Here is a 12,291-nt window from a genome sequence, read left to right as displayed (position 1 = left end):
TCAGACGATTTACCACACTCCATAATGTTATGGCAAATATGGGCATTTACCTTGCCCAGTCAGGTGGAGCCTTCGACGATGCGTGTCCTCTAAACACTTATGTTGAGTGCCATCAGCCGACAAATCGACCATTTCGGACACAGCCGCTCGCGCCAAGGCCTTTTTCCGATTCTGCGTAATGTGACGACCTCGATCCCGATATGCTCCGGGAGTGATTGATTAGTTTCATATTTTACCTGCCTTAATAGCTACAAAGGCCACAATATTGCCATGATCAATATGTTATAAAACATAATAGATATGTTTCATCCCTATTGGAAGGTACGTCGTGTCCAGGACCAATTTCGCCATCACAATATTTGCCCTATCGATCGCCGCGATGCCAGTCGCGGCTGGCGCCGGCGTTACATCAAAAGAGCCCGCCGCCGTTCCAGCCGGACACTACGAGGTGGACCCGACCCACACCAGCGTTCAGGCGCGCGTCGACCATATGGGCTTTTCGACAACGACCGTCGCTTTCGACAAGGTTTCGGGAGGCTTTGACCTGGACCCGTCGAAGCCGGAAGAGGCGACCCTTTCGATCACGATTGATCCTTCGGTCATGAACTCCGGCTTTGCGAAACGCGATGATGATCTTAAAGGACCTGGGTTCTTCGACGTCGCGAATTTCAAGTCGATCACCTACAGGTCGTCGAAATTGACCCGCATCGATGCGACCCATGCGACGATTGAGGGAGAGTTGACGCTCCACGGTGTGACAAAGCCCGTTACGCTGAATTTGACGTTCAACGGCACCGGAAATGGCATGATGGGTGACACGCGCGCGGGCTTTCTTGCCACGGCCACGCTTCTGCGCTCCGATTTCGGGATGAAGACCTTCCTGCCGGCCGTCGGCGATGAAGTGGATATCCTGATCGACGCGGAATTCACGAAGAAATAGCCGCGGGCATCTCTTCCGAACGTTTTCCCGACAGCAATTGTGACGCCGGGCACCCTGTGCCCGGCGCCTCTCCATGGATTTTCAATGCAGCCCGAGACCTACAACCGCTACAGCCGCTGGCTGCACTGGACAATTGCGTTTCTCATGCTCTTCATGGTTTTCCTGGGCTGGCGCCTTGGTGATCACGACTCCCTGCGACTGAGCCGGATCAATCTGCACAAGTCCGTAGGTATCCTGGTGCTGGCCTTGAGCGTCGTGCGAATTTTTGTGCGCCTGGCCTATAAGGCGCCCCCAGAACTACCCCCAGAACGACGCTGGGCTAAATGGCAAGCCGCAAGCGCCAGGGCGCTGCATATTGGCTTTTACGTCGCCATGATGGCGATGCCCCTTACGGGTTGGGCGATGGTCTCGACCAGCATCCGGCCAATTCCGTTCTTTGGCTTGCTGACTATCCCTCACCTGCCCCTGCCCCATTCAGTGCCTCTTCACGACACCTTCGAACTGAGCCACGAGCTTATTGCCAGACTGCTCATCTTCGGCATGATTCCGCTTCATGTGGCGGCTGCCCTCAAACATCATTTCCTCGACCGGGACCGTACAATCGAACGCATGGTGCCTGGTCTGAAAGCGGAGCGGCTAGCCAACTGGCGCTGGATCGTGCCGCTAGGCAGTGTCGGCCTTGCTACTATTCTGGGCTTTTGCCTTCTTCGCGGTACCCCGGAAAGTCAAAATGCAGCGCCACCCCGTCTTGGCTCAGATGCCGCGATCTCACCGATCGCGAACAACCCTTCGGTCTCCGCGGATGACGGGCCATCGGCACCTGCAAGCAGCACGGCCTCCGGGAAAATCCCGACATGGACGATCGACAACAGCCGGACGAAGATCGCTTTTGAGACGAGCTTCCAGGGTGAAGCGGTCAGCGGCGAGTTTCGCACCTACGCCGCCACAATCAACTTTGACCCGGATCAAGTGGACCGATCCAACATAAGGGTCTCAATAGACCTGAGCTCCGTCGAATCCAGCGACGCCGATCGCGACACGACTTTGAAAAGCCCGGTATTCTTCGATATCGCCGTGACGCCAAGGGCTGTGTATTCTGCCGAGGTCTTCACGCGGAAGGACAGCACGCATTTCGTTGCCCACGGCCGTCTTAACATGCGTGGCGTGGACAAGCCTCTCGACCTGCCTTTTACGCTGGTCATAAAGGACAAGGTCGCCACCATGACGGCGCAGGCGACCATAGATCGTACAGTCTACGGCGTTGGGACTGGCGACTACGCCTCTACCGATGTGATCCCCGCCAAGGTCAAGGTGGACATAAAGCTGGCAGCCAGAAGGGCAGGATAGGCCGGCTCATGGAACAGGCCACCGTGAGCCGGCAATTCGGGCTCTAGGATCGGATTTTACTTTGTGGTGTATGCGGTCGCTTCCGGATCTTTGAACGCGTTCAGTCCGATATCGGCGCCGTGTCGGGCGCATTCAAGCGCGGTTGCCCGGCCGATACCGCGCGAGGCTCCTGTCACCAGAACTCTTTGATTGCTGAGTAGCATGTCTATCGTCCCTGCACTGTCCGGGTGCTGTTCGCCGGGTAAGCCTTCCAGCCAAATTCCGCGGAAATCTCGTCCGCTGCCGCCTTGACGTAACTGGGCAGTAATTCCATGCGCTCATCGTCCATATATTGAGCGGCCGAACTGATGCTGATCGCGCCTATGATCCGCTGGGTCGCGTCACGTATGGGCGCCGCGACGCAGCGAATATTGTCTTCGTTCTCCGCCAAATCGAGCGCAAATCCGTTCGTCGCATAGAGTTTCATGCGATAAAGCCATTCTTCCAGTGTCGCGCTGTAGTGCGGATATTCCTTAGCCTCGCGTTCGTAGGTCTTGATGAGGACGCGAGGCGCCTGATCGAGGAGCAACGCCTTTCCCAGTCCCGTTGAACGCAGTGGCTGCCGCTCGCCGATCCGCGAACTCACTTCGATCCGTCTGGACCCGGCTACCTTGTCCAGATAGAGGACGCGGTCGTCATCGAGGATGCCGAGGTGGACGGTATCGCCTGTTGCAGCTGCCAGTTCGACGAGGAAATCATGGGCCACGCGCGGAAGGCTCATCTGCCGGGAAGCGAGAAATCCGAACTCCATCAGCCGCGGCCCCAGACTGTAACCGACCCTGGGCACAAAATTCAGTAGACGGTTTTCGACAAGGGTTGTCGCCAGACGGTAAGTTGTGGTCTTGGTCAGGCCCACAGCCTCCGCCAGTTCGGGCAGGTTACGGCTACCCATGGCGATGACGGCGAGGATTTCAATTCCACGCACCAGTGTCTGGGAACTCACCAGTGTTCGCCCGGGACCTGAATCGTCAGTTGGCGCCGGCATCATCAGATTCGAATTCATAGATTCACCGTCCTCACGTCGAGGCGTATTGCGCCTGCAAATAAGATTATGCAGATGCGAAATCCTGCATTGTTAGAATGGAATTACTGATAGACTGGGCTATTGCGGCAGGTGAAACTCGGATTTCGTGCCGGAGAGCGGATAGATCTTACCCTTCCAAACGAGTTGGCCCTGAAGATCCGCCGGTTTGGTGATAACGGCGTCTACGGCGCCCGACGATGTTCTGCGGTAGGAGACCGAGACCAGGCCCTTGGGAGTCATGGCGGCAGCATCCACAATCGTTAGCTTGCCGAGATGCGGCGCGATTTCGACCGCACCGTAGCCCGGCGCTGAGGGCTGAATGCCGGCGACAATGCCAATCAGATCAGCGGTCGGGTGGGACGACCATGCGTGGGTGTCGGAGCGCGATTCGCCTCTCGTTTCCGGCCAGGTCGTATAGTTCAGCTTTACGAGATCGCGCCAGGTATCAATGAGTTGAAGATAGCGGTTGCTCAGTCCCGCATGCTTATAGGCCTTGATCAGGTACCAGGAAAAATAATAGCTCGTGGTCACGAGGCCGTCGGGCGCGTCTATACCGTCTGACTTTGTAATCCTGTTCAGAATCTCCCCCGCGCGATCCTTAGGCGCGACATCGTAAAGTACGGCCAGGGCATTTGTGTGCTGACTGAAGACTTTCTTTGTCGGTGAGTCGGCGAACAAGCCGCGTTGTTCATCCCAGCACTGGGCCCGGATGGATGCTGTCAGATCAGCCGCCTTGTTCTGGTCGCGTTCGGCCAGGGCCGGGTCGCCTGCGGCCGTCTCAACCGCCGCCATGTCCCTCAGGCCGCCAAGATAGGCCAGCGAGACAAGGCACGACGTCTTTGTTGCCGGGTCGAACGACGGGAACCGGTCAAACTCTGTCGGCGCGTAAGGGGCCTGCGCCTCCCCCGCCCAGTCCATGTAATTCCATTTCGGCGTTATGGTGACCAGCCCATTGGCCGCAATATATTGCCCGTACCAATCGAGAATTTTGCGTCCCCCGACAATGTTTCGCGTTATGACGCTTTGGTCGGGCTGGTATGTCACATAGTCATGCATCATGCCGAGCCAAAGCAGGCCGAAAGGCGGGATGACATTGTCGGTGCTTGACGGATAAGCCGATTGAATCATTCCGTCTTCGCCTTGCGAATGCCCGTAAGCGTCTATCGCCTGGACCGCCAGACGCGGATCGCCTGTCACGACATAGGAGATGACATTGTCGATGCGCGTATCGCCGACATACTGCAGTTGCTCCCAATAGGAGCTGTCCATGAAGGTCTCATGGGCGTCGACCCTGACCGTGCGCCAGCCGATATCCCAGATCTGGTTCAGTTGCGCGTCGTTGGACTTGAAATATCCCTTTGGCTCGAAAGGATAGCCCGTCTCAAACAGTTTGACGTCGTCGAGCGTCACCGGTTCGGCGCCCGTCTTGACCTGCACCTGCATAAAGCGCCAGGTGCGCCACCACAAAGGTCTGTAGTTGCGCGCCTTGCCTCCATCCAGATGGAAAGTGTCCTCAACGCCGATTGCCTGTCTGTTGCCGACCTCGGCGCGATCGCCCTTGCGCTTGTCGGCGTCATAAAGGGCCTCGGAATAGGTGACTTGGATGGTCGCCCCCTTTCCGCCCGAAACCCGTAACTCCGGATAGGCCGACTGTACGACCTTTTGGTCGAGCAGCAAGGTGACGGTCGTGTTAGCCGGGATCATGACAGGTTTTGCCGGGAAGGCCTCTGCGGGCTTGTAATCCGTACGGACGACCGGCCCGGCGGACTGAGATGTGTGCGACATCTGCGGCAAGGCATCGGCCACCAGTGTCCATGGGCTGGTTTCACCCTTCGCCAAGGCCGGAACGGCCTGCACCCAGCCGGCAGTCGTTAAGCGGTCGCCGTTCCAGTTCCAATCGGCTTTGGAACCGTCAATGTCTTCGGAGCTGCCCGCTGCGTAAAACACGAATCCCAATTCCTTTATCAGGTTGGGAAAGGGCGAAGCGAATCTATGTCCCGGCTGTACTGCAACCTGCCAGGGCTGGCCGGTATCGAGAGCCTCGGCTGCCCCCTCCCCTTCTACCCAGAAGGCAGTTCGGTCGCTCAATTGGGCCAACGGTTCTGTATGAAACCGGCTTCCCGTGTCTTCGACCGCATTCCAAACCTCGGCAGCCACCACATTATGGCCAGGCTTCAGATAGGGACGCAGATCTATGGTCTCAAACCGCCAGTGTTTCAGATCCCCGCGGGACGGCCCTTCGGCGACACGTTGGCCGTTGACATAAAGGATAAAGCGATTATCTGCGCTTACCTTGATGCGAAAGGACGGCGGTATGGCCGCCAGCGTCAGATCCTTGCGAAAATGAAGAACGACCTGAGTTTTGGGTACAAGGTTCGGGACAGTGATCCACTTACCTTCGGCGTGGGAGCCGCTCGCTGCCAACAGGCCAACGACCGAAATCAAAGCAGCCAACACAGGGAATTTTACGTACCGCATTCCTGAAGCTTTCCTCGTTTTGGATCAGCAGCATTAACGTGGCCGCCAATCTCAGTTGTCGGCCCCTTCCGTAGACAGAAGTGACCGTTATTCCAACATGTCCCGGACGCGGCGGGTCATGCGGATGGACATTCAACGCTCCGGTTCACCCACCGAATGCGATCGTACCCGTTGAGCAGAATTTCTACCTTTACAGAAGAACCTCGGTTCAGGCCATGAAGGCCGGAACCGAGGCGACTTGTATATTCGGCGGTATCCCGCCCATCACCGAACTCTCCAGGAAAAAAGGGGCCGGATGGTGTGAGAGTTATCTCATATGCCCGTAGGGCTCAGGTCATGGCTGGGATACCACGATCTGTTCACCACCCAGCTCCAGTCTACCTCGGAGGAGGAGTCAAATCAGAAGTCCTTGCGCAGAGTGACGCCCATCTCCCGACGATTTGTGACCGTGCCAATATTCAGGCCGGACTGGACGCCGTAAACCGTCCACGGACCGCCGTCGGTATCCTGAACGACTTCATCCAACAGGTTCTTCGCCCAGAAGCTGAGTTCCCAGTTGTCGTCCTTGCCCTTGATGCCGACATAGGCGTTAACCTGCGTGTAAGCCGGCATATAGTTGGCCGTCTGCGGGAAATAGGCCTTGTCGCGATAGATCGCGTTGGCGCGAGCGTAGGAATTGAGGCCAAACAGCTTGAAGTCCACGTTCGTGTTGGCGCTGACGCTGGTGGCCGGCAGTTGCCCCAGAACCTGACTGGACACGCAGTGGCTGATATAGCTGTTCTGCTGTACCCTCGGCGTGCCCGTCACGTCGGGCGTACCGTCACCATTGTAGTCGTTACAGGGCAGCAAAGCATTGACGAAGTGCGCGTCCGTATTGGTGTAGAGGATCCCGGCGGACCAATCCGGCGTGATCTTGTAGCGCAGTTCGAGCTCGAGCCCCTTGCTGACGGCATTGCCGTTGGCAAACATCGTTCCGAAGCAGGTCGGTCCGGCCGCGGTGCCGTCATTGGTCGCATAGGACATGCCGGTCGTATTCGGCACGCCCGTACAGGCCACGTTGAACATCGACGCGATATAGCCGTCGTACTTCTGGTCGAAGAGCGAGATATTGGCCGTCAGGCGACGCTCGAACCATTGGGACTTGAGGCCGATTTCGGTTGATTGCGAATGTTCGGAATCGAAGTTCGCATTGCTGTTGGGGATCGGGTTTCTGATGGTATTGGCGCCGCCGGACCCCGGGCGGAAGGACGTGCCGTAGGACACGTAGCCCATGACATCCTTGCTGAACTCGTGCTGGTAGCTCGCATTGCCGGTGATGGCCTGGTAGGTGGTGTTGGGACCGGAGCCCAGGCGATCGACCACGGAGTGTGAGTAACGGATGCCGAGCGACAGTTTATCCTTTTCGCTCAAATTGAAGCGCTGGTTGGTGAAGACACCGTAATCGCGATTTTCGGACGCCGACGGAGCGCTCGTAAAGAACGGAATGAAGGCGAAATCGCCAGTGTTCTTGGACTGGCTGGAGAAGACACCGTAGGTGAAGTTGTAGAACTCGCCGGCTGTCGACTCAAAACGCAGTTCGTGGGTCGTGACCTTGGAGGTGTTAGTGCCGCGCAGCCAGGTCGGGATCTGATTGGTCTGGCCGATGCCGGCGAAATCGAAGTCCAGACCATTGACGAAGGTCGAGTCATTATAGCCGCCGACATAGTTGATCTGGTAGTCGCCCAGGTCGTAGCGGGCGCTGAGGGTTGTCAGGTGCCCCTGGTATTCCACAGGACTGGGGCCTGTGTTCAGGGAGACGCGGTCCGCGTAGGTATAACTATGGCCGCAACCGACCGAGCTCACGAGGATCGGACCGCCGGCGCAGGGCGCCGTGCCCTGAATCGAACGATAGAAGTCACGATCTTCATTGATGTACTGGTGCATCAGATTGACTTCGAGACTGTCGGTCGGTTTCCAGGTCAGGCTGCCGCGCAGACCGGTGGTCTCGTGGTGAGAGTGCTTGCCATTACCAAGGCTCTTGACTTCGTTGTCGTCGCTGGCGTCGTACAGGCCGGCAAGGCGGAATGCGAGCTTGTCATTGATCGGACCGCCAAAGGCGGCTTGAACGTTCTGACCATTGTGGTCCGTTACCGATCCCTCGATGAAGCCGTTATAGGAGATAAAGCTCCCGCGCTGCGTAACGATGGTCATGGCGCCGGAAGGCGATGGCCGACCACGAAGCGTGCCCTGTGGACCGCGAAGGACTTCGATCTGACCGATATCGAACAGCGCGTTAAACGCGTCGGTCGTGCTGATCGGCACTTCGTTCTGGTAGACTTCGACCGTATTCGTTGCGCCGCCCGTGCCGCCGTTGTTCGGCATCTTGATGCCGCGCATCGAGATGGATTGCTCGCCGCCGCTGGTCCGCGTCAAGGAGACGCCGCCGACGAGCGTCGCAACCTCCTGGAACGAGCGAATTTGCAGGTCCTGCAATTGCTGTCCGCTGACCACGTTAACGGTCTGCGCCACCTTCTGAACCGGCTCGCGACGCTTGTTGGCGGTAACGATGACGACCGTCGTGTCTTCTTTCGCCGCCGCTGCCCCCGCGGGTGCATCCTGCGCCGAGGCGGCGCCGGCGACTGCGAAGAAGCTCACACCGACCATGAGTGCGACGACCCTTTGGGGCAGCGCTGACGTAATTGATTTGACCACTTGTTTCTCCTTTTCCCTGCACCCCGAATTCGAGGTCCTGACGTATTTGCTTGGTTTTGGGTTATGTCGGAATCAGGCAAGCCGCCCGTTCCGTCTCATATTCCCCGCGTTTCCATGCATGGGCCGATTGGCTCGACTCTATGCTGCCTCATCAGGAAACGACAATTTGACGAATGCGTCAAATCCAAAACAATGACCCCACGATATTGTTATAGATTAGAACTATTCTGTGCCATATTTGGCGCACCTGATTTCACATGTCGGAATTCTGCGAGGTTTCCCACGGGCAGTATCGTTAGCCATTCCTGCCCGCGGACCTATTCTAATCCTCCTGCGTCCATAGAGTAACGGGGCCGATCAGGCCTGATGGGCGCAAAGGCGCGTCAGGCTTGTAGGTGGGCGCGGCCGTATAGGTGACCTTCTCCGCATCGGGCTGCTGGTCCCCGATCAGGCGGTTGACCCAAAGATTGGCGACCTTGATTTCGATCGTATTTTCCCCGGGCCGCAGCGCCTTGGCAATGTCGATGGAATAGGGCGAACGCCACACCTCTCCGACGTCCTGACCGTTCACCGAGACGGTGGCCACGTCGCCAATTGTACCGAGATTGACGATTACCGATTTTTTCTTCGTCGCCGCGGCAGGCAAGGTGAAGGCTTGCCGATAGGTCGTTACGCCGGAGAAATACCTGACTTTCGGATCGGACAATTCGGAAAGAGATTGCAGCTTTTCGATGCGCATGGGCCCGGGTGCCGCCAGGCCCTGGAAGGAAACCTCCCATGGACCATTGAGTTGGCCGACCTGGCTCCGGGTCGGATTTGCGACAGTCTCGCCCGCTGAATTCGACGGCTTGCGGAAGACGACAAAAAAGGAATCACGCGACGCGATGTCGATCGGGACGACGACCCGGTCGCCTTCAATCCTATAGGAAACGGCCGTGACAGCGCCGGTATCCGCACGCCAGATTTCGGGCTTCTTGCCGGATACGCGGAACAGCGCTTCCGAAACCTGCCTGTCGGCCGAGCGGTTGGACAAGAAATAGACGTCTGCGTCATCGAGGCGACGATGGACGAAGAGCAGTTGAGCGCCGACCGCCGGGTCTTTCAGTTCGACGTCGGGGGCGATGCCGAGCGATTTTAGAGCTGGCTCAATCTCGACACTATCGATCACCCGGCCCTTGCCAAGGCTGGCCGAGGCGCCGCCGGCCCAGAGCGTGCGAACGAGGCGCTGAAACTCTTCGGGGCTATCCGCGCCACTCGGCGTCGCGACCGGCGGGCGACCGATTACGATGGCACCGGCCGTAACAAGCTCGGTCAACCGGCGAAGGGTGCCGACGGTCATCTCCTGCGAACTGCCGCCAAGGTACAGCACACGATAGCGGGCGCCACCACGGGCGACGATTTCACCGTTTTCAACAGAAACCTGGGATTTGAGAGACTCGGCATCGATGAAATCGTAGGCATATTGCTTCGGCGCGTCCTTGACCGGCTCACGCTGATAGAGCGCCACAAGCGGCGCTTCCTCGCCGTAAAAGTAGGCGACGTCGGCAAGGTTCCGGCCCTGCTGGAGCATGAAACTGTTCCGCGACATATAGTCGACCCAGGGCTTCGCCATTTCCGCCCAGGTTTCATGCCGATTGAAATACTGTCCGAATATCATCAGGGACAGCCCGGGCAGCTTATCGTCGGTAGGTTGGTGCACCGAGGTATGGATGACGGGACGGTTTATGCCGCTGGCGAACTCCAGATCGATCATCGGCTGCAAATCGGCAGGACTATAGGCCCAGGGATTAAACGCCGCCGTAAGGGACTCTGCCGCCGCGAGATTCTGGCCGTAGATGTGAGCAACCGACGATGCGCCCTTCATATCCGCCAGATAGACGGGCGAGACACCCTTGTTGATATTGAAGGCCCACATGGCCGACATCGGTATGTCCGTATAACGCCGCATGAGCATGTCGTCTCCCAGCGTGACACGAGATCCTTCAAGGGCTTCGCCATAGGTGGTCAGTCCGCGCGCATGGGCGACTTCGGCGACGGTTCCATAGTGCTGTGTGGCCACCAAATCCCCAAGTGTGAGGCGGAAGTCGTAGAGAAAGGCGTCGCTGGCCTTGCGCGATCCAACGATTTCGCCGGACAAGACTGGCAGCCAGGGTCGCGCATCATAGCCCCGGAGTTTCTGAAACTGCGCGAGGATGTCAGGTGTCCAGTTCGACGGTCCGACCTCGGTGCTGTCGTTCACCATCGCCTGGACGCCTTTTCGTCCCATCAAGCCCTTACCGACCGTGTCTGCGTACATTTCGAGATAGGTATTCATGTAATTGCGGACGGCCGTTCCGTCGTATTTGTCGACTTCAAGACCTGTAGCTTCAGCTGTCGCCGGGTGGTTTTCGGTGCCTGTCAGCGAATAGCCATAACGGATAACCCGCCAGCGCCCCGGAGGCGGAGTCCAATCAAGGGTCCCATCCTTGTTCATCTTGCCGGTCAGGTCGATGACTCGTCCCAGATCGACACCGGCCTCATCAATTGTGCTGTCGAGCTTGTAGTAGTCGCCGGCGATCGTAAAGCCGGCCTTGGCTTCATAGCGATGAACCTTCGCCTCGGCGGAAAGTCTGAGCTCCGCGACTGGGATGGTTTTGGCGGGCGCGCCGCCAAACAGGTTCATTGCTATGGCCCCGGGCGCGGGCTCCCAAATCGACGATATGTCGAAACCGGCAGTCGGCTCGAACACCAGGCGGAAATATCTTGCCGTCGTAGCTGGAAAGCTCACGGTCGTGGGCACCGAGCCCAACGGTATCCGCGTTACTTCTCTCCATGCACTGCCATCATCGCTGACCTCAAATGTCGGCGACGACGATTCGGATTCAAAAACCGATCCCATGCCTTTTACGAATACGGTCACCGACCGGATCGTTTGCGGCGTAGTGTAGGTGATATTCAAATATTGTGGCTGGGTCGCGGTGGAATCCATGGGGACATCGGTCGAAGTCCTGTAGTCGCCGTCTGTCAGTGCGCCAGCCTGAAGGACCCTGTCCCCGACTGAAAAGCTTGGTGTGGAAAGCGGCTTCGTGTCCATGACAGGTACAGCGACGACGGCCGCATCGCCGTAATAGGTCGGATCGGCCTTTTTCTGTTCGCCGGGTCTGTCAAAGATCGAGAGGCCTGGAACTAGGTCCTGGAATGGACCGGTTGCCGTGGGCGGTGCGGCTAACTGCCCATGGAAGGGCTTGCCCCCTTCGATAAGGGTCGTGCTCCAGACAAGCTTTTTCATCCCGTCGGCTGGCTTCACCCAGGGGCCGCCGGTTTCACTCCAGCCCGGCGACGCGGCGATACCCAGCTCAAGATGCAGTTGATCGGCCAGCTCGGCCGTATATTTGAAAGCGTCCTTCCATTCCGGCGACATATAGACGAGGCGCTTATCGACGATGGGTGGGGTTTCGAGCGCCGCGTCAAAATTCTGCATGCCGCCAATGCCGACGCGTGACATCCATTTCAGGTCGGCCTCGATGCCCGGTTTGGTGACATTGCCATTCATCCAATGCCACCAGACACGCGGGCGAGCGGATTGAGGCGGATTTTCAAATCCAGTCGAGAGCGGATCCGGCTCGGCTGCGCCTGAAACGGCCGGCATGAGAGCAAGGCAAGCCGCCGTCATGAGCAGGGCAATGGGTTGACTATGTCCGCACTTCGACCTTTTCGCAGACCCCATGATGTCCTCCTGCCTGTTTATTCAAGACTGGTATTTTTACCGGTCCTGCACGCCATTTCCGCTAAC

7 protein-coding genes are annotated in these 12,291 nt (G+C 57.9%); 2 read left to right on the top strand and 5 right to left on the bottom strand.

Features of this window, described 5'->3' with window-relative positions; translation table 11 throughout:
• Nucleotides 1-328 precede the first annotated feature (328 nt).
• Both AC1DXO_RS06400 and AC1DXO_RS06395 read left to right on the top strand, forming a co-directional pair.
• Nucleotides 329-940, top strand: coding sequence for a YceI family protein (locus AC1DXO_RS06400; protein WP_476977281.1), 612 nt, complete (start codon nt 329-331; stop codon nt 938-940).
• A gap of 84 nt (nt 941-1,024) precedes the next feature.
• Entirely contained in the window at nt 1,025-2,287 is a 1,263-nt protein-coding gene (locus tag AC1DXO_RS06395) for a cytochrome b/b6 domain-containing protein (RefSeq protein ID WP_476977280.1), read from the top strand.
• A 56-nt stretch (nt 2,288-2,343) separates the two neighbouring features.
• Here the strand turns inward: AC1DXO_RS06395 and AC1DXO_RS06390 are convergent, their stop codons facing one another.
• The 5 genes from AC1DXO_RS06390 to AC1DXO_RS06370 all read right to left on the bottom strand — a co-directional run bounded on the left by AC1DXO_RS06390 (nt 2,344) and on the right by AC1DXO_RS06370 (nt 12,225).
• Entirely contained in the window at nt 2,344-2,490 is a 147-nt protein-coding gene (locus AC1DXO_RS06390; protein ID WP_476977279.1) for an SDR family NAD(P)-dependent oxidoreductase, read from the bottom strand.
• A gap of 2 nt (nt 2,491-2,492) precedes the next feature.
• The gene (locus AC1DXO_RS06385) at nt 2,493-3,329 is read right to left on the bottom strand and encodes an IclR family transcriptional regulator (protein ID WP_476977278.1); all 837 of its coding nucleotides are present in this window, start codon (nt 3,327-3,329) and stop codon (nt 2,493-2,495) included.
• A gap of 99 nt (nt 3,330-3,428) precedes the next feature.
• Nucleotides 3,429-5,828, bottom strand: a complete 2,400-nt coding sequence (locus AC1DXO_RS06380; protein ID WP_476977277.1) for an alpha-L-rhamnosidase-related protein — start codon at nt 5,826-5,828, stop codon at nt 3,429-3,431.
• A gap of 399 nt (nt 5,829-6,227) precedes the next feature.
• Entirely contained in the window at nt 6,228-8,519 is a 2,292-nt protein-coding gene (locus AC1DXO_RS06375; RefSeq protein ID WP_476977276.1) for a TonB-dependent receptor, read from the bottom strand.
• Nucleotides 8,520-8,841: 322 nt separating this feature from the next.
• Nucleotides 8,842-12,225, bottom strand: coding sequence for a glycosyl hydrolase (locus AC1DXO_RS06370; RefSeq protein ID WP_476977275.1), 3,384 nt, complete (start codon nt 12,223-12,225; stop codon nt 8,842-8,844).
• Nucleotides 12,226-12,291 lie beyond the last annotated feature (66 nt).

This window comes from Asticcacaulis sp. P2_C5 (assembly GCF_056404555.1).
Note: the sequence above shows the minus strand (reverse complement) of the source record. Positions and strands in the feature narration are given on the sequence as shown.

What these genes read in the sequence shown, in the direction of transcription:
- AC1DXO_RS06395 (WP_476977280.1), top strand. Translation starts at nt 1,025, where the DNA reads ATGCAGCCCGAGACCTACAACCGCTACAGCCGCTGGCTGCACTGGACA.
- AC1DXO_RS06390 (WP_476977279.1), bottom strand. Translation starts at nt 2,490, where the DNA reads ATGCTACTCAGCAATCAAAGAGTTCTGGTGACAGGAGCCTCGCGCGGT.
- AC1DXO_RS06380 (WP_476977277.1), bottom strand. Translation starts at nt 5,828, where the DNA reads ATGCGGTACGTAAAATTCCCTGTGTTGGCTGCTTTGATTTCGGTCGTT.
- AC1DXO_RS06385 (WP_476977278.1), bottom strand. Translation starts at nt 3,329, where the DNA reads ATGAATTCGAATCTGATGATGCCGGCGCCAACTGACGATTCAGGTCCC.
- AC1DXO_RS06370 (WP_476977275.1), bottom strand. Translation starts at nt 12,225, where the DNA reads ATGGGGTCTGCGAAAAGGTCGAAGTGCGGACATAGTCAACCCATTGCC.